The organism is Acidovorax sp., assembly GCF_046339755.1.
Lineage (GTDB): Bacteria > Pseudomonadota > Gammaproteobacteria > Burkholderiales > Burkholderiaceae_C > Acidovorax.
In genome coordinates this window covers 15,124-38,252 of the sequence record NZ_JBKDTZ010000414.1, presented here as the reverse complement: position 1 = coordinate 38,252, position 23,129 = coordinate 15,124, and the positions used below count along the sequence as shown (strand labels likewise).

Sequence of the window (23,129 nt, the reverse complement as noted above, 5' to 3'; positions counted from 1 at the left end):
CGGCCTCTTCGACGGCGATTTCGTCAAAGGGGTTCATGCTCATCTTCACGTTGGCGATGTCCACACCGGTCTGGTCCGACTTGACTCGGACCTTGACGTTGTAGTCCACCACGCGCTTGACGGGGACGAGGATTTTCATGGGAAGAACTCCATCAGTACAAAGAAACAGGGGGCGCTGGTGCGGGCACCAGGGCGTGAAATGGAAAGGGTGTGCTGAAGGGGTTCAGGACCGGGGTTCAGAGCACCACAGGGATCTCGGTGGCGGGCGGCGTGGTGCGGCTGCGACCGCAGCGCACGATGCCGTCGATCATCACCATGCCGATGCCAGGGATGTCGCCCAGCTGCACGCTTTCGAGCAGGGTCGCGCCGGCCGTGTGCTGGGCGCGGTCCATGAACACGAAGTCGGCCGCGCGGCCCACTTCGATCAGCCCGCAGTTCAGGTCGCGGATGCGCGCCGTGTTGCCCGTGGCAAAGCAGAACACCAGCTCGGCCGGGATGTTGGCGAAGCTCGAAATCAGCGCGATCATGCGCAGCATGCCCAAGGGCTGCACGCCCGAGCCCGCGGGGCCGTCGGTGCCCAGGATCACGCGGTGCGGGCACTTGAGTTCCATGGCGGCGCGCGCGGCTTCGATGGCGATCTTCTCGTTGCCGTTGTGTACCAGCTCGATGGCGCGCGAGGACTTCTCGCACAGCTCGCACACATGCTTCCAGGGCAGCGAGGTGTGGCCGCCGTTGATGTGGCCGATCACGTCGGCATCGGCCTCGAGCACCACGTCCTTGTCGATCAGGCCCGAGCCGGGAATCGACGGGCCGCCCGTGTGGATGGTGCTCTGGATGCCGTGCTTGCGCGCCCAGGCCACCATCTCCTTGGCCTCGTAGCCGGCCTTGACCGAGCCCAGGCCCACTTCGCCGAGCAGCTTCACGCCGGCATCGGCCATGTCCTTGAAGTCCTGCTCGACCATGCCCTTCTCGATCACCGGGGCGCCGGCGATCACCTTCACGCCGCCGGGGCGGAAGTTGTCGAACGCGCGCTGCGCGGTGATGGCCAGGGCCTTCACGCCCACGATGTCCTTGGGCCGGCCGGGCAGGTGCACCTCGCCGGCCGAGACCATGGTGGTCACGCCGCCGTTCATGGTCGAATCGATCCAGCCGATTTGGTTCTGGCGCGGCGTCCAGTCGCCGAACACGGGGTGCACGTGGCTGTCGATCAGGCCGGGCGCCACGCAGGTGCCGCGCGCGTCGATGGTGGTGCGCGCGTGCTCGGTGTCGCAGTCCTTCTCGCGGCCCACGGCCACGATGAGGCCGTCGTTCACGACGATGGTGTCGGCATCGAGGATGGGGCGTTCGAGGTCGCCCGAGAGCAGCAGGCCGATGTTCTTGATGACGACTTTGCCGGAGGTTGCGGAGGTGGAGAGGTCTGCCATGGAGGGTTCCAGTCGGGGGAGGGATGGAAGGGCAAACTGCGGCGATCGTGGGGCTGCAATTCGTGTAGTGAATACTACATAAGAGGTGCGCGTCGTGCAAGGCCAGAAGCCCTGCAAAGTGTTGGTGCGCGTGCGTTAACCGGGCAAGCCAAACCATCCCTCGAATGTGCGGCGCAGAGGGAGAAGGCGCGAAGCGCTCCTGCAGATTGCTTGGCTAACTGACGGTAGATGGGGCACGGCCCAGGCCAGCACCGCCGTGCAAGGGCCGCCCCGCCGCGCTGGCGGTGTCCCCCTTCCCGAATGGCGCAGCCATTCGAGAGAAGGGGGAAGGCGCGAAGCGACTCAGGGGGTTGTACTCTGCCTGACCGTGCGAAGCACGGTATCGATCATGAAGTCGTCCCAGTGCGCGACGGCCTCGGGCTGGTCGATGTCCTCGCCCAGGAAGGCCGAGAGCGTGTAGCGGTTGGACTGGTAGAAGTAGCCCATGGAGGCGATCAGCAGGTACAGGTCGCGCGCGCGCAGGTCGGCGCGGAACTCCTTGCTGGCCACGCCCGCGGCCAACACCTGCTCGATGACGGACACGGCCGGCGAGGAATACTCGCGCGCGCGCATCGATTTGGAGATGTGCTTGCCCTTGTGCAGGTTCTCGGTGTTGAGCAGCGTGACGAACTCGGGGTGCTTGCGGTAGTACTGGCTGACGAAGCGCACCACGGCCTTGAGGGCTTCGACAGGGGTGTCGAGGCGGATGTCCAGCGCGGTCTCTGCGTCGTTCATGCGCCGGTAGATCTCTTCGAGCACCTCGATGAACAGGCCTTCCTTGCTGCCGAAGTAGTAGTAGATCATCCGGTCGAAGGACTTGGCCGCCTTGGAGATCTTCTCCACGCTGCCGCCTTCGTAACCGTAGCGCGCGAACACCTTGATCGCGGCCTTGAGGATGTTGTCGCGCGTTGTCTGCGCCGCCTGCTCGCGCACGCCGGTGCGGCGGGCGGAAGGGGCGCGGGTGGAAGCAGTCCGGGTCTTGGTGGGTGTGGCCGACATGGATGATCCGTTGGGTGGCAGGGCAGCCCCTGCGGTGCAGGGGCCGGGCCTGCCGGGGATATTACTGCTCCGCGAAGGCGCGCTCGATCACGAAATCACCGGGCTTGGTGGTGTTGCCTTCCTTGAAGCCGCGCTCTTCCATCATGTGCTTGAGGTCGCGCAGCATCTCGGGGCTGCCGCAGATCATCACGCGGTCTTCCACCGGGTTCAGGGCGGGCAGCCCCAGGTCGCGCGCGAGCTGGCCGTTTTCGATCACGGTGGTCACGCGGCCCTGGTGCTCGAAGGGCTCGCGCGTCACGGTGGGGTAGTACTTGAGCTGCTTGCTCACCATCTCGCCCAGGAACTCGTGCTCCGGCAGTTCCTTGGTGATGTAGTCGCGGTAGGCCAGTTCCTTGACCTCGCGCACGCCGTGCACCAGCACCACTTCCTCGAACTTCTCGTAGGTCTCGGGGTCGCGGATCAGGCTCAGGAAGGGGGCCAGGCCGGTGCCGGTGGACAGCATGTACAGGCGCTTGGCGGGCAGCAGGTAGTCGATCAGCAGGGTGCCGGTGGGCTTCTTGCCAACGACGATGGAATCACCCACTTGGATGTTCTGCAGGCGCGAGGTCAGCGGGCCGTCGGGCACCTTGATCGACAGGAACTCCAGATGCTCCTCGTAGTTGGCGCTGGCGATGCTGTAGGCGCGCAGCAGCGGCTTGCCGTTCACGCGCAGGCCGATCATGGTGAAGTGGCCGTTGGAAAACCGCAAGGCGGTGTCGCGGGTGGTTTTGAACGAGAAAAGGCGATCCGTCAGGTGGTTGACGGACAGCACGCGTTCTTCAAGAAAGGCGCTCATGGTCGTAACGTCGGCTAAAAGTTGAGAAATCGGGCGAAAAAGCTGGCTGGAAGGCTGGGGCCGCAGGCGTCAGAAACTGACGTCCAGGCCGGAAAGCTTGTGGCTCACAACCCTCCATTGTTCCGCATCTGGCAAAGGCGGTTTTCTTTTGGTGATAGTGGGCAGGCCCGGAGCCAGCTTTTTGTTGAATGCGAGGAAGACTTCCATGCCTTCGGGCAGGTCGTCCTCGGCATAGATGGCATTGGCCGGGCATTCGGGGATGCAGACCGCGCAGTCGATGCATTCGTCGGGGTCGATCACCAGGTACTCCGGCCCCTCCTTGAAGCAATCGACCGGGCATACATCCACGCAGTCGGTGTACTTGCACCGAATGCATGCGTCTGTGACTACGTGCGTCATTTTGGGGCTCCTTGTGCACCATTTCAGGGGGCGCGCAAACACTATTGCGGACTGCGAATGATTGCGCTACATTCGCCTCAAATGTAGTGAACACCACATTTTTGTTAAGTGAATGCTACACAAAACGCACTGAACGTACAAGCACCGGAAACGGTGCGAGGAATGGTTGCCACGATGACTGAACACACCAAGACCGACGGCCTTCCCGGCATGGATGCACCCGAGCTGCCCCAGGTGCTCGAGCGCGCCCGCCCGCGCAACGAGCGCATGAACGTGGCCAAGGTGGAGTGCAATGCCTGCCCTGTGCTGTGCCAGATTTCCGAAGGCCGCAGTGGCGCCTGCGACCGCTATGCCAACCAGGCCGGCGTGCTGGTGCGGGTCGATCCCGTGGTGCTGTTGCGCAAGACCATCGAGGACGGCGAGGCCCGGCTGGTGCCCTTCTCGGGCCGCGTGGTCGAAGCCGGTGGCGACGCTGCCGAGACGTCGGAGCCGTCCGCCGCCCAACCCACCTGGAATGGCGATCTGCTGCTGACCGAGGAGGTCTTCGTCACCGGCGTGGGCTCTTCCACCACCTACCCCGACTACAAGCCCGCGCCCTTCATCGTGGGCTCCCAGGCCGACGGCGTGGACATGGTCACCGTGGTCACCGAAGGCATCTTCAGCTACTGCAGCTTCAAGGTGAAGATCGACACCGACCGCTTTCTGGGCCCCGAGCAGGCCAACGTGCGCTGCAAGGGCGAGGTGGTGGGCCATGTCACCACGGCCGAGTACGGTTCGCAGATGCTGTCGCTGGGCGGGGTGCACCACCTCACGGGCGGCAGCAAGAAGGAAGGGCGCATCGCCAACGAGATGATGCAGGCGCTGGGCAACAAGCAGGCGGTGGAGCTCACCATCGACGGTGGCTCGCAACTCGTGATCCAGGCGGGCAAGGCGCCCATCGTCAACGGCGTGGCCGAGCAGCGCATGCGCGTAGGCTGTGGCTCGGCGGCCATCGGCATCTTTGCGCGCCAGTTCTTCGGCCAGGCGGACGAGGTGGTGGTGGTGGACGACCACATCACCGGCGTGCTCACCGAGCACCAGGCCGGCCGCTGCCTGGACATGAAGTCCTCGGGCATCAAGATGCGCGGGCGCAAGTCCACGCCGGGCCGCTACTTCCAGGTGGCCAACCCCGGCACGGGCTGGGGCGGCACCGACATCGCCGACCCGCTCTCCATCATCGAGGGCTGGGACGAAGCCGTGGCCTGGCCCGGCCTGCGCCTGCTGATGACATCGACCACCGGCGAGCACGCCAGCTGGTATGTGCTCGACGAGTCGCTGGTGCCGGTGGAGGCCGAGATGCCCGAGGCCGTGCGCCGCATCGTCGAGCGCATCGGCGAAAACTGCGAGCCCTCGCTGACTTCGGTGCTGTTCCTCGGCGGTGCGGGCGGCAGCCTGCGTGCGGGCGTCACCGAAAACCCGGTGCTGCTTACGCGCTCCATCAAGAATGCCCTGGTCAACGTGACCTGCGGCGGCGCCCCGGCCTATGTCTGGCCCGGTGGCGGCATCACGGTGATGGCCGACGTGCTGCGCATGCCCGACAACAGCTTCGGCACGGTGCCCACGCCGGCCATCGTGGCGCCCATCGAATTCAGCATGCGCCGCAGCGACTACGAGTTGCTGGGCGGCCACATGAGCGAGGTGCGCAGCCTGCGCGAGGTGCTCGAACGCGGTGCCTGGCACAACGATGGTGCGCCGTTGTCGGCCTCCTGGCTGCCGCTGCCATCGGCCAACCCCTGGCCGCTGGGCCGCCCACCGCTGCTGGGCTGAGGAGGGCGCCATGCAAGCCACCCGACAACTGCTCTCGCCGGGCCGCTGGCACCTGCAGCATGGTCCCATGGACGTGATCGTGCAGGCCGAGGGCGACGCGCTCGCGGTGGCCGCCGCGCATGCGCGTGCCTGGGTGCGGTTCGAAGGCCTGCTGCAGGAGCTGGTGCGCGAGCTGCCGGCCCTGCGGGCCCCCGTGGGCGAGGGCGAATGCCCGCTGCAGGGCCCCGTGGCGCGCCGCATGTGGCAGGCCTGCCGGCCGTTCCGCCAGGACTTCATCACGCCCATGGCCGCCGTCGCCGGCTCGGTGGCGCAGGAGCTGCTGGCCTGCTATGTGGTGGACGGCGTGCGGCGCGCCTGGGTCAACAACGGTGGCGACATTGCGCTGCACCTGGCAGCCGGTGAAACCGCCCGGGTCGGCGTGTACGCCGACATCGCCGCACTGGATGCGGCGCAACTACAGCAAGGCCTGTTGCTCGATGGTGCCTTCCGCATCGACAGCACAATGCCCGTGCGCGGCATTGCCACCAGCGGCTGGCGCGGGCGCAGCCACTCGCTGGGCATTGCCGACAGTGTCACCATCCTGGCTGCCACGGCGGCCCAGGCCGACGCCGCCGCCACGGTGGTGGCCAATGCGGTGAATGTGCAGGACGCACGCATCGTGCGCAGGCCCGCCTGGGAGGTCAAGGACGACAGCGACCTGGGCAGCATCCCTGTGACGGTCGATGTGCCCGACCTGCCTGCGGCCCTGGTGCGCCAGGCCTTGCAGGCCGGCCTGGAAAAAGCGCAAGAATTGCAGGCTGGTGCTCATCTGTGGTGCGCGCTGCTCTCGTGCCAGGGGCAATGGATGGCGACGCCATCGGCCGCCGGCCTGCTGGAGCACGCCGCGCCTGGGAAAACCGGCGCCGTTTTCGAAGTTGGTTCAGTATTTGCTTAATGAATTGCACAGGCCATCCCATGATCCAGATCCGACGCGTTTTCACCCATGTTGAGGAAATCCGGCACGAATTCGGGCCCGAAACCGGTGCACCGCTGCTGCGCGGTGCCATCGGCGCGGTGCTGACCAACCCCTATGCCGGCCGCTATGAGGCCGACATCCTGCCCATGATGGATGCGCTGCAGGACGTGGGTCTCGATATGGCGCAGCGCCTGCTGGCGGCCATGGCCGTGCCCGCCGAGCGCATCGCGACCTATGGCAAGGGCGCCATCGTCGGCGCGGCCGGCGAACTGGAGCACGGTGCCCTGTGGCACGTGCCCGGCGGGTACGCCATGCGCGAGCTGCTCGGCTGGAAGGGCGACCGCAACGCCTACGCCAAGGGCCAGGCCGAGGAGAAGACCGGACAGCCGGGCAACGCCCTGTCCATCGTGCCCTCGACCAAGAAGGTGGGTGGCCCCGGTGCAGCGCTCGATGTGCCGCTCACCCACATCAACGCCAGCTACGTGCGCAGCCATTTCGACGCCATCGAGGTGCGCGTGCCCGGCGCGCCGCGCGCCGACGAGATCGTCTTCATCCTGGCCATGACCACCGGCGCGCGCATCCATGCACGCGTGGGCGGGCTCAAGGCCGAAGACATCCGCCAGTGGAACGGCCTGCGCTGATCCCCTGCCCTCCACAAATAACGAACACGAGAGACCAAGGAGTACACACATGCCCGCCAAGATCCGGAAAATCATCGTCCAGACCGACGAAGTGCGCGTGGAAATGGGCCAGGAGGTCAACCCCCCCGTGCGCAAGGCCCTGGCCATGGCCGTCATCGAGAACCCCTTTGCCGGCCGCTTCGAGCAGAACCTCGATGAACTGATCGCCATCGGCGAGGAACTCGGCGGCCTGCTGGGCGAGCGCTGCGTGCAGGCCCTGGGCATCGCGCCCGGCCAGGCCGAAAGCTATGGCAAGGCCGCCATCGTGGGCGAGGGCGGCGAACTCGAGCACGCCGCCGCCATCCTGCACCCCAAGCTGGGCGCACCGCTGCGCGTGGCGGTGGAAAAGGGCGCGGCCCTGGTGCCATCGAGCAAGAAGATCGGCGGCCTGGGCGCTGCCATCGACGTGCCCCTGGGCCACAAGGATGCCGCCTACGTGCGCAGCCATTTCGATGCCATGGAAGCCCGTGTGGCCGATGCGCCACGCGCCAACGAGATCGTGGTGGCGGTGGTCGTGACGGCCGGCGGCCGCCCGCTGCCGCGCATCGGCGGCCTCACCACCGCAGAAATCCAGGGCAAGGACGGCCTGCGCTGAGCGCACCGCCACACCCGTGACCTACAGTCTCCCCGATACTATTTGCCACCGCTGTTTCTCTCCCATCCAATCCTTCAGGAGTGTTCCCATGACGATGCTAAAGACCCTCATGCGTGTTACGGCCGCCGCCGCGCTGGCCGCCACCCTGGCTCCCGCCATGGCCCAGGATGTCATCAAGATCGGTGAGATCAACAGCTACAAGGCCCAGCCCGCCTTCCTGGAGCCCTACAAGAAGGGCATGGAGCTGGCCGTGGACGAGATCAACGCCGCAGGCGGCCTGCTGGGCAAGAAGGTCCAGCTCGTGATCCGCGACGACAACGGCAACCCCGGCGATGCCGTGCGCGCCGCCGAAGAGCTGGTCTCGCGCGAGAAGGTCGATGTGCTCACCGGCTCCTTCCTGTCGCACGTGGGCCTGGCGCTGACCGACTTCGCCAAGCAAAAGAAATTCTTCTTCCTGGCCGGCGAGCCGCTGACCGACAAGATCGTCTGGCAGAACGGCAACCGCTACACCTACCGCCTGCGCCCCTCCACCTACATGCAGGTGTCGATGATGGTGCCCGACGCCGTGGCTTTGAAGAAGAAGCGCTGGGCGCTGGTCTACCCCAACTACGAGTACGGCCAGTCGGCCGTGGCCACCTTCAAGCAACTGCTCAAGGCGGCCCAGCCCGATGTGGAGTTCGTCGTCGAGCAGGCGCCGCCGCTGGGCAAGGTCGACTCGGGCAGCGTGGTGCAGGCCCTGGCCGATGCCAAGCCCGACGCCATCTTCAACGTGCTGTTCGGTGCCGACCTGTCCAAGTTCGTGCGCGAAGGCAACACGCGCGGCCTGTTCAAGGACCGAGAAGTGGTCAGCCTGCTGACCGGCGAGCCCGAGTACATGGACCCGCTCAAGGACGAGGCCCCCAATGGCTGGATCGTCACCGGCTACCCCTGGTACGGCCTGCAGACGCCTGAGCACAAGGCCTTCCACACCGCCTACCAGGCCAAGTTCAACGACTACCCGCGCCTGGGTTCGGTGGTCGGCTACAGCGCCATCAAGTCGCTCGGCGAGGGCATCAAGAAGGCCGGCTCCACCGACACCGAGAAGCTGGTCGTCGCCTTCAAGGGCCTGCAGGTGCCCACGCCGTTCGGCCGCATCACCTACCGCCCCGAGGACAACCAGTCCACCATGGGCGGCTATGTGGGCCGCTCCAAGAACGAAGGCGGCAAGGGCGTGATGGTCGACTACCGCTACGTGGACGGCGCCAAGGTGCAGCCCTCGAACGAAGAAGTCAAGAAGATGCGCCCGGCCGACTGATACGGATTCGCCTTCAACCGTCTAACGTCGTTGGTTCGCCTTGCCGTGCTACAGCACTGTCTGCGGCTTCCCGCCTAGTTATACGGTCGAACGCGGATCCGCATGAGCCGGTCCCCGGCTGACGGCGGTTTCGGCGGGCCCTTGCGCCCGCCGGCCGCTGCGGCCATATTGCAACCCCACAAGCATAGAACGGGCAGATGACATGCCCGAGGGACAACCTTTGCCGTGACCCCGAAGGATCTGGAATGAGTTTTTCGAGTTTTATCGTTCAGCTGCTCAATGGGCTGGCGGGGGCTTCCTCGCTGTTCCTGGTGGGAGCCGGGCTGTCGCTGATCTTCGGTGTCACACGCATCGTCAATTTCGCGCATGGCTCGTTCTTCATGGTGGGCATCTACGTCGCCTACTCGCTGGTGGCCAAGCTGGGCACGGGCCTGGGCTTCTGGCCCGCGCTGCTGCTTTCGGCCGTGGTGGTCGGCGCGCTCGGCGCCCTGGTGGAAGTGGTGCTGCTGCGCCGCATCTACAAGGCGCCCGAGCTGTTCCAGCTGCTCGCCACCTTTGCCCTGGTGCTGGTGATCAAGGATGCGGCGCTCTGGATCTGGGGCCCTGAGGAATTGCTCGGCCCGCGGGCGCCGGGACTCTCGGGCTCGGTCAACATCCTGGGCCGGCAGTTCCCTTCGTATGACCTGTTCCTGATCGTCGTCGGCCCGGTGGTGCTGGGCCTCTTGTGGCTGCTGCTCACCCGCACCCGCTGGGGCACGCTGGTGCGCGCCGCCACGCAGGACCGCGAGATGGTCAGCGCCCTGTGCGTGAACCAGGCCTGGCTGTTCACGGCCGTGTTCGCCCTGGGCGCCCAGCTGGCGGGCCTGGGCGGCGCGCTGCAACTGCCGCGCGAACCGGCCACGCTGGAGATGGACCTCAACACCATCGGCGCCGCCTTCGTGGTGGTGGTGGTGGGCGGCATGGGCTCCATTCCGGGCGCGTATGTGGCGGCGCTTCTGATCGCCGAGATCAAGGCCATCTGCATCTGGCTCGGCGTGGTCGAGATCTTCGGCTACAGCGTCTCGTTCTCCAAGCTCACCCTGGTGGTCGAATTCCTCGTGATGGCGGTCGTGCTCGTGGTGCGCCCCTGGGGCCTGATGGGCAAGGCCCAGGCCGCCAGCCGCAACACCGGCATCCCCGAAGCGCCGCTGCGCGCCTCGCCGCCCTGGTACAAGATCGGCGCCGCCGTGCTGGTGGCCGCACTGGTGGTGCTGCCCTTCGTGACGACGGGCTCACCCTACCTCACGGTGCTGATGATCGATCTGTTGATCGCTGCGCTGTTCGCTGCCAGCCTGCACTTCATCATGGGCCCGGCCGGCATGCACTCTTTCGGCCACGCCGCGTACTTTGGCCTCGGGGCCTATGCGGCCGCGCTGCTGGTGCGCTCCGCTGGCATTCCCATGGAAATAGCCCTGGTGCTGGCGCCGCTGGCTGCCGCGGCGGGTGCGCTTCTCTACGGCTGGTTCTGCGTGCGCCTGTCGGGCGTGTACCTGTCCATGCTGACGCTGGCCTTCGCGCAGATCACCTGGGCCATCTGCTACCAGTGGGACGGCTTCACGGGCGGCAGCAACGGCCTCACGGGCGTGTGGCCGGCCGAGTGGCTGTCTGACAAGCGCAACTACTACTTCCTCACCCTGGCCCTGGTGGTGGGCGGTGTGCTGGCGCTGCGCCGGGTGCTGTTCTCGCCCTTCGGCTATGCGCTGCGCGCCGGCCGCGACTCCGTGCTGCGGGCCGACGCCATCGGCATCGACGTCAAGCGCATGCAGTGGACGGCCTTCGTCATCGCCGGCCTGTTCGCAGGCCTGGGCGGTGCGCTGTTCGCCTTCTCCAAGGGCAGCATCTCGCCCGAGGCGCTGCACGTGGGCAAGTCGGTCGACGGCCTGGTCATGGTGCTGCTGGGCGGCATCCAGACGCTGGCCGGCCCGGTGGTGGGCGCCGTCACCTTCACCTGGCTGCACGACACGGTGGCGCGAAACACCGACTACTGGCGCGCGATGCTGGGCGCCATCATCCTGATCCTGGTGCTGCTGTTCCCGCAGGGCATCGCCGGCGCGATCAAGCAACTCTTCGATAACAAGCGCGAAGCGAAGGAGGCAGCATGAGCCTGCTCAAAGTCACCGGCCTGGGCAAGTCCTTCGGCGGGGTCAAGGCCGTCGACGGCATCCATTTCGAGCTGGCGGCCGGCGAGCTGCTGGCCCTGATCGGCCCCAACGGCGCGGGCAAGTCCACCACCTTCAATATGGTCAACGGCCAGCTGCAGGCCGATGCGGGTTCCATCCAGCTCAACGGCCAGGAGCTCGTGGGCCGCAAGCCGCGCGACATCTGGCGCCTGGGCGTGGGCCGCACCTTCCAGATCGCCGAGACCTTCTCCTCCCTGACCGTGGTGGAGAACGTGCAGATGGCACTGATCTCCCACGACGGCCGCCTGTTCTCGATGTTCCGCAAGGCCTCGGACCACAAGCGCGACGAGGCCCTGGCCCTGCTCGAGCAGGTGGGCATGAAGGCCCAGGCCGACCGGCCCTGCAGCGTGCTCGCCTACGGCGACGTGAAGCGCGTGGAACTGGCCATCGCCATGGCCAACGCGCCCAAGCTGCTGCTCATGGACGAGCCCACGGCCGGCATGGCGCCCAAGGAGCGCAACGAGCTCATGGCGCTGACCAAGCAGCTGGTGATCGACCGCGGCATGGCCGTGCTGTTCACCGAGCACAGCATGGACGTGGTGTTCGCCTACGCCGACCGCATGATCGTGCTGGCGCGCGGCCGCCTGATCGCCGAGGGCAAGCCCCTGGAACTGCGCGACCACCCCAAGGTGCAGGAGGTGTACTTCGGCACCGGCAAGACCTTTGAGAAAAAGACGACGACGACAGCGGCTGCGCCCGCGGAGACCGCATGATGAGCACGACGACGAACGAACCCAGGGAAGTGCTGCTCGAGGCCAAGGGCCTGCAGGCCTGGTATGGCGCAGCGCAGATCCTGTACGACGTGGACCTCGACGTGCGCCGCGGCGAGGTCGTGGCCCTCATGGGGCGCAACGGTGCGGGCAAGTCCACCACGCTCAAGACGCTGATGGGCATGCTGGCCAAGCGCAAGGGCCAGATCCGCTTCATGGGCAAGGACCTGTCCAGGACCGACCCGCACGACGCCGCGCGCCTGGGCCTGGGCTTCGTGCCCGAGGACCGGCGCGTGTTCACCGACCTCACGGTGATGGAGAACCTGGAAGTCGGCCGCCAGCCCGCGCGCCACTGGCCCGACGGCACGGCCGCGCCGCTGTGGACGCCCGAGGCCCTGTTCAAGCTGTTCCCCAACCTGGGCGAGATGCCCCAGCGCCCCGGCGGGCGCATGAGCGGCGGCGAGCAGCAGATGCTGACCGTGGCCCGCACGCTCATGGGCAACCCCTATCTGGTGCTGCTGGACGAGCCCTCCGAAGGCGTGGCCCCGGTGATCGTGGAGCAGATGGCGCAGATGATCCTGGAGCTCAAGGCCCAGGGCGTGAGCATCCTGCTGTCCGAGCAGAACATGCATTTCGCCGAGCTCGTGTCCGATCGCGCCTATGTGCTCGAAAAGGGCCAGATCCGCTACCAGGCGTCCATGGCCGAGCTGGCCGCCAACGACGAAGTGCGCAGGTCCTACCTGAGCGTGTGAAGGATTGATTCCCCGGCCTGGGCCTTATCGGGCCGGGGCCGATCTGCCAGTGCGTTCCCAACCGGAGTGTCCGCCATGATGATCCCTGCAAAGCGCCGTTCCTTCCTCCAATCCGCTGCTGCCCTCGCCCTGGCGGGGGGCGGCGTGCCCCTGGCCTTCGCTGCGGCCAAGATCAAGCCGGGCGAGCGGGCGGCCTTGATCGTGGTGGACGTGCAGAACTGCTTCGTGCCCGGCGGCACGCTGCCGGTGGCCAAGGGCGACGAGGTGGTGCCGGTCATCAACCGCATCGCCACCGCGTTCGAGAACGTGGTCGTCACGCAGGACTGGCATACGCCGGGCCATGCCTCGTTCGCCAGCACGCATGCGGGCAAGAAGCCCTTCGAGACGACCCAACTCAGCTACGGCCAGCAGGTGCTGTGGCCCGACCATTGCGTGCGCGGCACCGAGGACGCGGCCCTGCACAAGGATCTGAAGCTGCCCCAGGCCCAGGTGATCCTGCGCAAGGGCTTCCATGAGCATGTGGACAGCTACTCGGCCTTCGAAGAGGCCGACCGCAAGACCTCCACCGGCCTGGCCGGCTACCTCAAGCAGCGCGGCATCAAGACGGTCTTCGTGACCGGCCTGGCCACGGACTTCTGCGTGGCCTGGACGGCGCTGGACGCCAAGCGCCTGGGCTTCGAGACCTATGTGGTGGAGGACGCCTGCCGTGCCATCGACCTCAACGGATCGCTCGAAGCCGCGTGGAAGCAGATGAAGGCCAAGGGCGTCAAGCGCATCCAGTCGGAGGACATCGCCCTGGCCTGACGACAACGGGAAGGCCGCCCTCGGCACGGGTCTTGCGTCTGGCGCTTTTGTGCCTGCGGGGCAATCCGTAGGCACCCTGGTATGACGGTTTAGCAACATGGCCGACCAGGGCTTGCAAGGCCCCTCCACACGAGGGGACACTTCCACGTTTGATGTAAGGAGCGTTTCATGAAGGTTCGTGAGATGGAGAGTGGGCGCACTGACCGCAGGGCTGTGTTGATGACCCTGGCCGCCACGGCCCTGGGCAGCGCGGGCACGGCTGCCGCGGCCGAGACGGGGGTGACGGAAAAGAGCATCAAGGTCGGCCAGTCCGCCGTCTTCACCGGACCGGCCAAGGATTTCGGTGTGGACTACAAGGCCGGCATCGCGCTCTACTTTGACCGCATCAACAAGGCTGGCGGGGTGTTCGACCGCAAGCTCGAACTTGTGTCGCTCGACGACGCCTACGAGCCCAAGAAGACCGCCGAGAACACGGCGCGCCTGATCGACGAGGAAAAAGTCTTCGCCCTGATCGGTTACGTGGCCACGGGCAACCTGATCGCCGCCATGCCGCTGGCCGAGAAGGCCGGCGTGCCCATGTTCGCCCCGCTGGTGGGCACCACCTCGTTCCGCACCACGCACAACCGCTACCTGTTCCACGTGCGTGCCAGCTACGAGACCGAGCTGCGCAAGATCGTGGGCCACCTGGCCACGCTGGGCATCACCAACATCGGCGTGATCTACCAGAACAGCGCCTTCGGCAAGTCCAACCTGGAGACCTGCCTGCAGATCGCCCAGGGCCTGAAGGTCAAGGTGGTCGAGTCGGTTCCCATGGAGATCGCCGCCACCGACGCCAAGGCCCAGGTGGCACAGCTCACCAAGGCCCAGCCCGGTGCCGTGGTGATGATCGTGGCCGGCAAGATGGTGGAGGTGTTCCTGCGCGATTACCGCGCCGCGGGCGCCGCGTCGCCGCTGTACACCATCTCGGTGGGCATCACCGATGCGCCGGGCTCGGCCCAGCGCCTCAACGGCGGCATCGAGGGGCTGGTCACGGCCAACATCGTGCCCTCGCCGCAGGCCAGCCGCATGCCCATCGTGGCCGACTACCGCAAGGACCGCACCGACGCGGGCGCCAAGATCGACAGCTACACCATGCTCGAAGGCTATATCGCCGCGCGCGTGTTCGTCGAAGGCCTCAAGCGTGCCGGGCGCAACCTCACCCGCGAAGGTTTCATCAAGGCCATGGAAGACATGGGCACCACCAAGTTCGGCGATTTCCCGGTGCAGTACGGCCCGGGCAACCACAACGGGTCCAACTTCGTCGACCTGGAGATGTACACCCGCACCGGCAGCCTCAGGCGCTGACCGACCCCCTCCACAGGAATCAATGCAGACCCCAGCCACCGTTCTCTCCCTTTGCGTCAACGGCCAGCCCTGTGAACTGCCGCCAGGCACCCCCGGTGCGGGCGCCACGCTGCTGCATGTGCTGCGCAACGACCTTTCCCTCAACGGCCCCAAGTACGGCTGCGGACTGGGCCAATGCGGCGCCTGCACGGTGCTGGTGGACGGGGTGGCGGCGCGCGCCTGTGTGATCCCCGCGCGCGGGGTGGCGGGCCGCGAAGTGACCACGCTGGAGGGCCTGCCCGCGCGCTGCCAGGGCGCGGCGTGCGAAACCGGCCTGCACCCGGTGCAGCAGGCCTTTGTGGAGGAACAGGCGGCCCAGTGCGGCTACTGCCTCAACGGCATGGTGATGATGGCCGTGGCGCTGCTCGAGCGCAATCCCGACCCCGACGAGGCGGCGATCCGCCGCGAGCTTTCGGGCAACCTGTGCCGCTGCGGCACGCATGTGGAGATCATCCGCGCCGTGCAGCGCGCGGCGGTGCTGGTGCGCGGGGTGGCGGCATGAGCGCGTCCCCCGTACCGCTGCGCGCGCGCAGCCCGCTCACGCGCGCCGACTTCCATGCGGCAGAGGGCGTGCTGCTGGTGGTGCGCAATCCGCCGCCCGCGCCGCCGCCCGTGAAGGGTCAGCCCGCCCTGGTGGCCGGCAACCCGGCCGAGGGCGTGGAGATCCTGATCGCCGTCTGGGACGACGGCAGCGTGACCGCGCTCAACGGCCACGTGGACCTGGGCACCGGCATCCGCACGGCGCTTTCCCAGATCGTGGCCGAGGAACTCGACGTGCCGCTGTCGCACGTGAACATGGTGCTGGGCGACACCACGCGCGCGCCCAACCAGGGCGCGACCATTGCCAGCGCCTCGATCCAGATCCACGCCAGGCCGCTGCGCATTGCGGCGGCGCAGGCGCGCCTGTGGCTACTGGCCCGGGCCGCAGAGCGCCTGGGTGTGGGCGCCGATGCGCTGCTGGTGCAGGCAGGCCGGGTACTGGTAACGGCCGACCCGGCGCGCCAGGTGGGCTACGGCGAACTGCTCGCCGGCACGCACACCGCGATGGAGCTGGCCGACGCCACGCCCACCAAGCCCACGGCCGACTACACCGTGGTGGGCCAGTCGGTGCCGCGCGTGGACATACCGGCCAAGGTCAGCGGCGAGCTGGTCTTCGTGCACGACATGCGCGTGCCCGGCATGCTGCATGGCCGCGTGGTGCGCCCGCCCTATGCGGGGGCCGACCATGGCGACTTCATCGGCAACACGCTGGAGTCGGTGGACCAGTCGTCCATCGCCCACATCCCGGGCATCCGCGCTGTGGTGGTGATCCGCGACTTCGTGGGCATCGTCGCCGAGCGCGAGGAACAGGCCGAGGAAGCCCTGCGCTGCCTGGCGGTGCGCTGGAAGGCCTGGCCGGGCTTTCCGCGGCAGGACAGCCCCGAGGCCGTGGCCCAGGCCATCCGCGCCAACCCCTCCCCCCAGCGCCGCCTGGTGGACGAGGGCGACGTGGATGCGGCCCTGGCCGGTGCCGAGCAGTCCATGCCGCGCACCTATGTCTGGCCGTACCAGCTGCACGGCTCCATCGGCCCCTCGTGCGCGGTGGCCGAGTGGCGCCAGGACGAAACCACGGGCCGTGCCCGCATGGCCGTCTGGGCCGGCACGCAGAACCCCCATGTGCTGCGCGCCGACCTGGCGCGCCTGATGGGCCTGGCCGACGTGGACATCGACCTGGTGCGCATGGAGGCCGCAGGCTGCTATGGCCGCAACGGTGCCGACGACGTGGCGGCCGATGTCGCGCTGCTCTCGCGCGCCGTGGGCGCGCCCGTGCGCGTGCAGCTCACGCGCGAGCAGGAGCACCTCTGGGAGCCCAAGGGCACGGCCCAGCTCATGCAGGTGCGCGGCGGCCTCAATGCCGATGGCTCGGTGGCGGCCTACGATTTCGAGACCTCCTACCCGTCCAACGGCGCGCCCACGCTGGCCCTGCTGCTCACGCGCACCATCGAGCCGCTGGCCCAGGCCTACGAGATGGGCGACCGCACGGCGCGCCCACCCTACGATTACGACAACCTTCGCGTGGCCGTGAACGACATGGCGCCCATTGTGCGCGCCTCGTGGCTGCGCGGGGTGTCGGCGCTGCCCAACTCCTTCGCCCACGAATCCTATGTGGACGAGCTGGCCACGGCGGCGGGCGTGGACCCGGTCGAGTTCCGCCTGCAGCTCTTGAGCGACCCGCGCGCAGTCGAACTCGTCAAGGCCACGGCCGAGAAGGCCGGCTGGCAGCCCCACACCGGGCCGCGTGTGCCCGGCCCCGCTGAATTGCAGGGTGCCGAAGGCGACTGGGTGCAGGGCCAGGGCTTTGCCTATGCGCGCTACATCCACAGCAAGTGGCCCGGCTTCGGCGCTGCCTGGGCCGCCTGGGTTGCCGATGTGGACGTAAACCGAAAGACCGGCGAGGTGCACGTGCGCCGCGTCGTCGTGGGGCACGACACCGGCCTCATGGTCAACCCCGCGGGCGTGGAGCACCAGGTGCATGGCAACGTGGTGCAGACCACCAGCCGGGCGCTCAAGGAGCAGGTGCGCTTCGATCCCGTGACGCAGGCGGTCGATACGCGCGAGTGGGGCAGTTACCCCATCCTGAGCTTCCGCGAGGTGCCGGTGATCGAGGTCATGCACATGCCCCGGCAGGACGAGGCGCCGCTGGGCTCGGGCGAATCGTCCTCGGTTCCCGGCACGGCCGCCATCGCCAACGCCATCTTCGACGCCACGGGCGTGCGCTTCCGTGCGCCGCCGTTCACGCCCGAGGTGGTGCGCGCCGGGCTCAACCCGCTGAACGCAGCGTCAGGGCAGGGCGGCGATGCCCCAGCAGGCACGCCGGTGGAGCCGGCCGATGTGTTGCCCACACTGGAGCTGCCTGCACCCGCTGTGCCGCCTACCGCCACCTGGCCCAGAAGGCGCAGCCTCTGGGGGCGGGCGCTGGCCCTGGCCGCTGGCGGCCTGGCCATGGGCGCTGCGTTGCTGGGCTGGCGCCCGGCCATCGCACCGGTGGCGCAGACGGCGGGCGGCGCCTCGGTCTACAACGCGGCCACCATCGAGCGCGGCCGGCTGGTGGCTGCCGCTGGCGACTGCGTGGTCTGCCACACGGCGCCCGGCGGCACGCCGAATGCCGGCGGGCGCGCCATGGACACGCCGTTCGGCACCGTCTACACCACCAACCTCACGCCCGATGCCGAGACCGGCATCGGCCAGTGGTCGTTCAGCGCCTTCCAGCGCGCCATGCGCGAGGGCATCTCGCGCGACGGCAGGCACCTGTACCCGGCGTTTCCCTACACCTCGTTCGCGAAGATGGACGACGACGACCTGACCGCGCTGTACGCCTGGCTCATGGCCCAGCCGCCGGTGCGCGCCGAGGTGCCGGCCACGCAGCTGGCCTTCCCGTTCAGCGTGCGCCCGCTCATGGCCGGCTGGAACGCGCTGTTCCACGACGCCACGCCCTGGAAGCCCGACCCCACCCGCCCGCCCGAATGGAACCGCGGCGCCTACCTGGTGCAGGGCGCCGGCCACTGCGGCGCCTGCCACACGCCGCGCAATGCGCTGGGCGCGGAGATGGGGGGCGCGGCCTTCCTTTCGGGGGCGCAGGTCGATGGCTGGGAAGCGCCTGCGCTCACGGGCCTGTCGAAGGCGCCCGTGCCCTGGACTGCCGACGCGCTCTACAGCTACCTGCGCAAGGGCCACAGCCCGCAGCACGGCGTGGCCTCGGGCCCCATGGCGCCCGTGGTGCAGGAGCTGGCGCAACTGCCCGACGAGGACATCCGCGCGATGGCCACCTACCTGGCCTCGTTCAATGCGGCACCGGAACCCGCCGCCGACGCTGCGACAAAGGCCCAGGCGGCCGTGGCGCGGGCGGCCGCATTGGCGCCACAGCCCGGCCAGGCCCAGCGCCTGTTCAACGGCGCCTGCGCCGCCTGCCACCACGATGGCGACGGTCCGAAACTGCTGGGCGCGAATGTGCCCTTGGCGCTCAACAGCAACCTGCACAGCGACCGGCCCGACAACCTGCTGCAGGTGATCGTCAACGGCATCCGCGAGCCGGCCTCGCGCGAACTGGGCTTCATGCCCGGCTTCGGCAACGCGCTCAGCGATGCGCAGATCACCGAGCTGGCCGGCTATATGCGCCAGCGCTACGCCCCGGGCCGGCCGGCCTGGACCGATGTGTCCGAGGCGCTGGCGCGCGTGCGGGCGGGGCCGGCGCATCCTTAGAGCACATTCTTAGGCTCCACAATGGAACCCCTTTGACCATGGAGTTCCATTCGATGGCGCTGTACCGGATGGCAGGCTGCGCAGCTTGTGCGGCGCTGTGCCTGCTGTTGCTGGCCGCTTGCGGCAACGAGGTGCGCGGCACGCCCGAGCCCCCCGCGGAATTCGGCGCCCGGGAGCGTTCGCTGGTGGGCTGCCCGTCCCTGCAGGGCGTCTATGCCTGGCCGCCGGTGGCCGGTGAATATGCCGGGGGCAAGATTCCCAGCAACCGCACGCCCTGGGACGGCGGCCTGCCGGTGCCCGTGCATGGGCGGGAGATGCAGATCTGGGTGCAGCAACAGGCCGGTGGGCAGACGGTGCTGCGCACACGGCTGGTGAACCGGGAGCGCAACGTGCGCAATGTGCTCGCCCGGCAATGGAGTCTGGCCACCTACGGCCGCAGCCAGGTGGGCTGCACGTCGGGCATGCTGGAGCTGGAGCCCCGGGACACCCACGCGGCCAACCACTACGGCGGCACGGGCATCCGCCGGGGTTTTCGGCTCGCGCGCATGAAGGACGGGGCGCTGGCCGTGGGCATCCACACCCTTTCCACCGGGCACACCGGTTCGTTCTTTTCGTGGGGCGGGCAGTCCTATGGCAGTTACAAGGCGGCCGATGTCGAGTACTGGTCCTGGTCCAAGCTCGCTCTGCTGGAGCCGGGTGACAAGGAGCCGGCCCCCATCGATGCCTATGTGCCTGGCGCCACGGCGCCGTGAGCCGCGCCGTTACGACAGTTGCAACCGACCGGGGTCGGCGCCCATGGCACGGGCAATGAGCCGCATGTCGTGCTCGCTGATGGCTACCAGCCCGAAGCGGAACGCATAGCCCCAGCGTGCCCGGTCCTGCACGAAGTCGAAGTGGTCCAGCAGCGGCGCAATCGGCGCCTCGAGGGCGGGCACATAGTCCACGCCCCGGCGGTAGGGGACGAATCCAGCGCCCATGTCGAAGGCATAGGGGTCGCCGGGCTTCACCAGGCCCACGGACACGAAGGCCTGCAGCCGGTCGCAGCCCCCCATGCTGACCGTGGGCGCGTAGTAGGCGACGCGGTCGCCGGCCTGCATGCGGCGCAGCGGTGCCACCTTGCCATGGCACACCTGCATGAAGCCGGCACCGGGCTCGGCACAGCCGCGTCGCGCATGGTCGGCGCAGGCCACGGCGATCCAGTTACCGCGGGGCGCAGCGGAGGTCGGTGCGGCCTCGGCCCACAAGGCCGATTGGGCGTAGGAATGCACGGGTTCAGGCCAGCGCATGCAGGCCGACGCGGTTGCCATCCAGGTCATGGATATGCGCGAAGAAGCCCAGGCCCGGCGGCAGCGCCTGGCGCGGCAGGGCCACCTGGCCACCCTGGGCGACCACGCGGTCCAGCGCCTCGTCGAGAGAAGGCGACGCGTCGAGGTAGACCAGGGTGCCTGCGCCGGGGGCCGGTTGGGGCGCGGTAGGCCCCATGAGCAGGGCACCGCCCGTGCCATCGGTCTCGGGGTCGTAGGCGAACACGGCGCCCTCGCTCGGGCCCATGGCCTCGCGGCGCATGGTCTGGCCCAGCACGGCCTCGTAGAAGGCCTGGGCGCGGTCCAGCTGGGTGGTGGGGATCTCGAACCAGGTGATGGCGCTTTTCATGGGTGCTCCTTGCGTGCGAATGAAGAAGCCCCGATGGTGAGGACCTGCTGCTGACAGCGGTTTGTCAGCACGGTAGCAGCAGCGCTCACTCGCGCGAGCGGGTCAGTTCAAGCGAGAACTTGAAGCGGTCGGCCGGGTGCAGCGAGACCGAGATTTCGAACACCTGCTCGGCCGCATCGAGGTAGTGGCGCGTGATCTTCAGGGCCGGTGCGCCGGCCTCGGCGCGCAGGGCTTCGGCATGTTCGCGCGGCACCAGCACGGCCTCGATGTCCTGGCGGATGCGCGCGATGCGCCGGCCGTGGCGCTCCTCGATGAGGGTGCTGGCCAGGGTCTCGGGCGCATCGCGCACGATGGGGCCTATGTCGGCGTACGCCGGGTCGATGTACAAGTCCAGCCAGCAGATTGGGCGCGCCTTGCGCGTGCGGCCGCCCTCCATGCGCAGGCAGGCGATGTGCAGCCAGCGCGTGCCGCCGGGGCAGCCCAGGTCCTTGGCGAGGGCGAGGTCCGCGACCACCTCGTTGAACGACTGCACCGTGCGCACATGCTCGGCGCCGAAGCGTGCCAGTTCTTCCACGGTGGCGATGGACTGCGTGAAGCCGGCCTGGGGCCGCTGGGCCTCGACCCGCGTGCCCACGTTCTTGCGCCGCGAGATCAGGCCCAGCTCCTGCAGCCCGTCCAGCGCCTTGCGCACCGCATAGCGGCTCAGGCCGTACTGCGCGCACAACTCGAATTCGGTGGGCAGCAGCGTGCCCACGGCATAGCGGCCCGAGGCGATGCCTTCGGACAGGTCGCGGGCGAGGTCGGGGGTCTTGGCAGTGGTGGTCATGCAGTCAGCGTCCTGCCTAGGGAAAACCCCAGGCCGAGTTTTGTTCGAACATATCTACAGTTCACTTCAGCGAATTTGTTCGAACATTTATATATGTTCGTATTTTATCAACATATCCGGCCTGCCATGTCCTCTTCCCTGTTTACCCCTGCCAGCACGGTGCTCGATTCGGTGCTGTTCCGCGACGCCTTCGGCACGCCGCGCATGCGCGAGGTGTTCTCCGACCGCACCCTGATCGCCCGCTACATCGAGGTGGAGGTGGCGCTGGCGCGGGCCGAGGCGCGCTGCGGCGTGATCCCGGCCGACGCGGCTGAGACCATCGCGCGCGAATCGCGCCTGGAGCGCGTGGACTTCGACCACATGCGGCACGAGACCGACATCGTGGGCTACCCCATCCTGCCACTGGTGCACCAGATGGTGGAGATGTGCGGCGAGGCCGGGCGCTACGTGCACTGGGGCGCGACCACGCAGGACATCATGGACACGGCCAACGTGCTGCAACTGCGCGACGGCCTGGCGCTGGTGGAGGCCGACATCCGCGAGCTGCGCGGCATCCTGGCCGCGCTGGCGGCAAAGCACCGCGACACGCCCATGGCCGGCCGCACCCACCTTCAGCAGGCCCTGCCCGTGACCTTCGGCTACAAGGTGGCGATCTGGCTGGCCATGTTCGACCGCCACCAGGAGCGCCTGGCCGAGCTGCGCCAGCGCGTGCTGGTGGTGCAGTTCGCCGGGGCTGCGGGCACGCTGGCCTCGCTGGGAGAAAAGGGCTTTGAGGTGCAGGCTGCGCTGGCCGACGAGCTGGGCCTGGCCGTTCCTGTGACCACCTGGCATGTGGCGCGCGACGGTTTTGCCGAGGCAGTGAACCTGCTGGCCCTGGTCACCGGCTCGCTGGGCAAGATCGCGCTGGACACCATGATCATGGCCTCCACCGAGTTCGGCGAGGTCTACGAGCCCTTCGTGAAGGGCCGTGGCGCGAGCAGCACCATGCCGCAAAAGCGCAACCCGATCTCCAGCGAGCTGATGCTGGCGGCCTCCAAGGCCGTGCGCCAGCACGCGGGGCTGATGCTCGATGCCATGGTGCAGGACTTCGAGCGCGCCACCGGCCCCTGGCATGCCGAATGGCTGGCCCTGCCCGAGAGCTTCATCCTCTCCGCGGGTGCGCTGCACCAGGCGAAGTTCGCGCTCGGCGGCCTGATCGTGGACGAGGCGCGCATGCGCAGCAACCTCGGTATCAGCCGCGGCCTGATCGTGGCCGAGGCGGTGATGATGGGCCTGGCCCCGGCCATGGGCCGCCAGCAGGCGCACGACGTCGTCTACGGCGCCTGCCGCACCGTCAACGAACAGGGCGGCACCCTGGCCGAGGCCCTGGCCGCGCTGCCCGAGGTGGTACGCCACTTCGACCGCGCGGCCATCGACCGCCTCACCGACCCCGCCAACTACCTGGGTCTGGCCCCCGCCATGGTGGACCGCGCCCTGGCCGCCTCGGCGGCGGCCGACCGCTGAGCGCCGGTCAGCAC

At 68.1% G+C, this 23,129-nt stretch carries 21 protein-coding genes and 1 pseudogene; 14 read left to right on the top strand and 8 right to left on the bottom strand.

The window, feature by feature from the left end:
* The 5 genes and pseudogenes from ACK59X_RS35635 to fdxA all read right to left on the bottom strand — a co-directional run.
* Window positions 1-139, bottom strand: a pseudogene (locus ACK59X_RS35635) (electron transfer flavoprotein subunit beta/FixA family protein); the annotation flags it as partial.
* 97 nt (window positions 140-236) lie between these two features.
* Window positions 237-1,424 carry an amidohydrolase family protein gene (locus tag ACK59X_RS35630; protein ID WP_409964315.1) on the bottom strand — a complete coding sequence of 396 codons (1,188 nt, stop codon included), beginning with the start codon at window positions 1,422-1,424 and terminating at the stop codon, window positions 237-239.
* Window positions 1,425-1,766: 342 nt separating this feature from the next.
* Window positions 1,767-2,462, bottom strand: coding sequence for a TetR family transcriptional regulator (locus ACK59X_RS35625; protein ID WP_409964314.1), 696 nt, complete (start codon window positions 2,460-2,462; stop codon window positions 1,767-1,769).
* Between the two features lie 61 nt (window positions 2,463-2,523).
* Complete coding sequence (locus ACK59X_RS35620) at window positions 2,524-3,297, bottom strand: ferredoxin--NADP reductase (protein ID WP_409964313.1); 774 nt, start codon at window positions 3,295-3,297, stop codon at window positions 2,524-2,526.
* Between the two features lie 69 nt (window positions 3,298-3,366).
* A complete protein-coding gene (fdxA, locus tag ACK59X_RS35615) occupies window positions 3,367-3,696 on the bottom strand; it encodes a ferredoxin FdxA (RefSeq protein ID WP_409964312.1) in 330 nt (109 codons plus the stop codon).
* Between the two features lie 174 nt (window positions 3,697-3,870).
* Here fdxA and ACK59X_RS35610 point away from each other — a divergent pair, with 174 nt between their 5' ends.
* The 13 genes from ACK59X_RS35610 to ACK59X_RS35550 all read left to right on the top strand — a co-directional run bounded on the left by ACK59X_RS35610 (window position 3,871) and on the right by ACK59X_RS35550 (window position 19,885).
* Window positions 3,871-5,502 carry a 6-hydroxynicotinate reductase gene (locus ACK59X_RS35610; protein WP_409964311.1) on the top strand — a complete coding sequence of 544 codons (1,632 nt, stop codon included), beginning with the start codon at window positions 3,871-3,873 and terminating at the stop codon, window positions 5,500-5,502.
* A gap of 10 nt (window positions 5,503-5,512) precedes the next feature.
* Window positions 5,513-6,436, top strand: a complete 924-nt coding sequence (locus ACK59X_RS35605; RefSeq protein ID WP_409964310.1) for a UPF0280 family protein — start codon at window positions 5,513-5,515, stop codon at window positions 6,434-6,436.
* 20 nt (window positions 6,437-6,456) lie between these two features.
* Entirely contained in the window at window positions 6,457-7,098 is a 642-nt protein-coding gene (locus ACK59X_RS35600) for an amino acid synthesis family protein (RefSeq protein WP_409964309.1), read from the top strand.
* Between the two features lie 49 nt (window positions 7,099-7,147).
* Window positions 7,148-7,732 carry an amino acid synthesis family protein gene (locus tag ACK59X_RS35595; RefSeq protein WP_409964308.1) on the top strand — a complete coding sequence of 195 codons (585 nt, stop codon included), beginning with the start codon at window positions 7,148-7,150 and terminating at the stop codon, window positions 7,730-7,732.
* Between the two features lie 88 nt (window positions 7,733-7,820).
* Entirely contained in the window at window positions 7,821-9,026 is a 1,206-nt protein-coding gene (locus ACK59X_RS35590; RefSeq protein ID WP_409964307.1) for an ABC transporter substrate-binding protein, read from the top strand.
* A 245-nt stretch (window positions 9,027-9,271) separates the two neighbouring features.
* The gene (locus tag ACK59X_RS35585) at window positions 9,272-11,167 is read left to right on the top strand and encodes an ABC transporter permease (protein WP_409964306.1); all 1,896 of its coding nucleotides are present in this window, start codon (window positions 9,272-9,274) and stop codon (window positions 11,165-11,167) included.
* Window positions 11,164-11,958: an ABC transporter ATP-binding protein gene (locus ACK59X_RS35580; protein WP_409964305.1), complete on the top strand. Its 795-nt coding sequence runs from the start codon at window positions 11,164-11,166 to the stop codon at window positions 11,956-11,958. Before ACK59X_RS35585 ends, ACK59X_RS35580 begins: the two co-directional genes overlap by 4 nt.
* Window positions 11,958-12,707 (top strand): ABC transporter ATP-binding protein, encoded by a 750-nt coding sequence (locus ACK59X_RS35575; protein ID WP_409964304.1) that lies wholly within the window; start codon window positions 11,958-11,960, stop codon window positions 12,705-12,707. Before ACK59X_RS35580 ends, ACK59X_RS35575 begins: the two co-directional genes overlap by 1 nt.
* Before the next feature lie 78 nt (window positions 12,708-12,785).
* Window positions 12,786-13,511 carry a bifunctional nicotinamidase/pyrazinamidase gene (gene pncA / locus ACK59X_RS35570; RefSeq protein WP_409964316.1) on the top strand — a complete coding sequence of 242 codons (726 nt, stop codon included), beginning with the start codon at window positions 12,786-12,788 and terminating at the stop codon, window positions 13,509-13,511.
* A gap of 168 nt (window positions 13,512-13,679) precedes the next feature.
* Window positions 13,680-14,855 (top strand): ABC transporter substrate-binding protein, encoded by a 1,176-nt coding sequence (locus tag ACK59X_RS35565; RefSeq protein ID WP_409964303.1) that lies wholly within the window; start codon window positions 13,680-13,682, stop codon window positions 14,853-14,855.
* Between the two features lie 22 nt (window positions 14,856-14,877).
* Window positions 14,878-15,396: a (2Fe-2S)-binding protein gene (locus tag ACK59X_RS35560; protein ID WP_409964302.1), complete on the top strand. Its 519-nt coding sequence runs from the start codon at window positions 14,878-14,880 to the stop codon at window positions 15,394-15,396.
* On the top strand, window positions 15,393-19,133 hold the full coding sequence (locus ACK59X_RS35555; protein ID WP_409964301.1) for a molybdopterin cofactor-binding domain-containing protein: 3,741 nt from the start codon (window positions 15,393-15,395) through the stop codon (window positions 19,131-19,133). The genes ACK59X_RS35560 and ACK59X_RS35555 overlap by 4 nt, the downstream gene beginning before the upstream one ends.
* Before the next feature lie 38 nt (window positions 19,134-19,171).
* Complete coding sequence (locus ACK59X_RS35550; RefSeq protein WP_409964300.1) at window positions 19,172-19,885, top strand: hypothetical protein; 714 nt, start codon at window positions 19,172-19,174, stop codon at window positions 19,883-19,885.
* A 9-nt stretch (window positions 19,886-19,894) separates the two neighbouring features.
* Here the strand turns inward: ACK59X_RS35550 and ACK59X_RS35545 are convergent, their stop codons facing one another.
* The 3 genes from ACK59X_RS35545 to ACK59X_RS35535 all read right to left on the bottom strand — a co-directional run bounded on the left by ACK59X_RS35545 (window position 19,895) and on the right by ACK59X_RS35535 (window position 21,612).
* Entirely contained in the window at window positions 19,895-20,449 is a 555-nt protein-coding gene (locus ACK59X_RS35545) for an EVE domain-containing protein (RefSeq protein ID WP_409964299.1), read from the bottom strand.
* Complete coding sequence (locus ACK59X_RS35540; protein ID WP_409964298.1) at window positions 20,406-20,786, bottom strand: VOC family protein; 381 nt, start codon at window positions 20,784-20,786, stop codon at window positions 20,406-20,408. Before ACK59X_RS35540 ends, ACK59X_RS35545 begins: the two co-directional genes overlap by 44 nt.
* A gap of 85 nt (window positions 20,787-20,871) precedes the next feature.
* On the bottom strand, window positions 20,872-21,612 hold the full coding sequence (locus ACK59X_RS35535) for a GntR family transcriptional regulator (protein ID WP_409964297.1): 741 nt from the start codon (window positions 21,610-21,612) through the stop codon (window positions 20,872-20,874).
* A gap of 126 nt (window positions 21,613-21,738) precedes the next feature.
* Between ACK59X_RS35535 and pcaB the strand changes: the two genes are divergently transcribed.
* A complete protein-coding gene (gene pcaB / locus ACK59X_RS35530) occupies window positions 21,739-23,115 on the top strand; it encodes a 3-carboxy-cis,cis-muconate cycloisomerase (RefSeq protein ID WP_409964296.1) in 1,377 nt (458 codons plus the stop codon).
* Window positions 23,116-23,129: the final 14 nt, after the last annotated feature.

Coding starts and splice junctions, on each gene's coding strand:
- ACK59X_RS35605 (WP_409964310.1), top strand. CDS start 5,513: ATGCAAGCCACCCGACAACTGCTCTCGCCGGGCCGCTGGCACCTGCAG.
- pcaB (WP_409964296.1), top strand. CDS start 21,739: ATGTCCTCTTCCCTGTTTACCCCTGCCAGCACGGTGCTCGATTCGGTG.
- ACK59X_RS35560 (WP_409964302.1), top strand. CDS start 14,878: ATGCAGACCCCAGCCACCGTTCTCTCCCTTTGCGTCAACGGCCAGCCC.
- pncA (WP_409964316.1), top strand. CDS start 12,786: ATGATCCCTGCAAAGCGCCGTTCCTTCCTCCAATCCGCTGCTGCCCTC.
- ACK59X_RS35575 (WP_409964304.1), top strand. CDS start 11,958: ATGAGCACGACGACGAACGAACCCAGGGAAGTGCTGCTCGAGGCCAAG.
- ACK59X_RS35565 (WP_409964303.1), top strand. CDS start 13,680: ATGAAGGTTCGTGAGATGGAGAGTGGGCGCACTGACCGCAGGGCTGTG.
- ACK59X_RS35540 (WP_409964298.1), bottom strand. CDS start 20,786: ATGAAAAGCGCCATCACCTGGTTCGAGATCCCCACCACCCAGCTGGAC.
- ACK59X_RS35590 (WP_409964307.1), top strand. CDS start 7,821: ATGACGATGCTAAAGACCCTCATGCGTGTTACGGCCGCCGCCGCGCTG.
- ACK59X_RS35625 (WP_409964314.1), bottom strand. CDS start 2,462: ATGTCGGCCACACCCACCAAGACCCGGACTGCTTCCACCCGCGCCCCT.
- ACK59X_RS35585 (WP_409964306.1), top strand. CDS start 9,272: ATGAGTTTTTCGAGTTTTATCGTTCAGCTGCTCAATGGGCTGGCGGGG.
- ACK59X_RS35595 (WP_409964308.1), top strand. CDS start 7,148: ATGCCCGCCAAGATCCGGAAAATCATCGTCCAGACCGACGAAGTGCGC.
- ACK59X_RS35620 (WP_409964313.1), bottom strand. CDS start 3,297: ATGAGCGCCTTTCTTGAAGAACGCGTGCTGTCCGTCAACCACCTGACG.
- ACK59X_RS35600 (WP_409964309.1), top strand. CDS start 6,457: ATGATCCAGATCCGACGCGTTTTCACCCATGTTGAGGAAATCCGGCAC.
- ACK59X_RS35535 (WP_409964297.1), bottom strand. CDS start 21,612: ATGACCACCACTGCCAAGACCCCCGACCTCGCCCGCGACCTGTCCGAA.
- ACK59X_RS35550 (WP_409964300.1), top strand. CDS start 19,172: ATGGAGTTCCATTCGATGGCGCTGTACCGGATGGCAGGCTGCGCAGCT.
- fdxA (WP_409964312.1), bottom strand. CDS start 3,696: ATGACGCACGTAGTCACAGACGCATGCATTCGGTGCAAGTACACCGAC.
- ACK59X_RS35580 (WP_409964305.1), top strand. CDS start 11,164: ATGAGCCTGCTCAAAGTCACCGGCCTGGGCAAGTCCTTCGGCGGGGTC.
- ACK59X_RS35610 (WP_409964311.1), top strand. CDS start 3,871: ATGACTGAACACACCAAGACCGACGGCCTTCCCGGCATGGATGCACCC.
- ACK59X_RS35545 (WP_409964299.1), bottom strand. CDS start 20,449: ATGACCTGGATGGCAACCGCGTCGGCCTGCATGCGCTGGCCTGAACCC.
- ACK59X_RS35630 (WP_409964315.1), bottom strand. CDS start 1,424: ATGGCAGACCTCTCCACCTCCGCAACCTCCGGCAAAGTCGTCATCAAG.
- ACK59X_RS35555 (WP_409964301.1), top strand. CDS start 15,393: ATGAGCGCGTCCCCCGTACCGCTGCGCGCGCGCAGCCCGCTCACGCGC.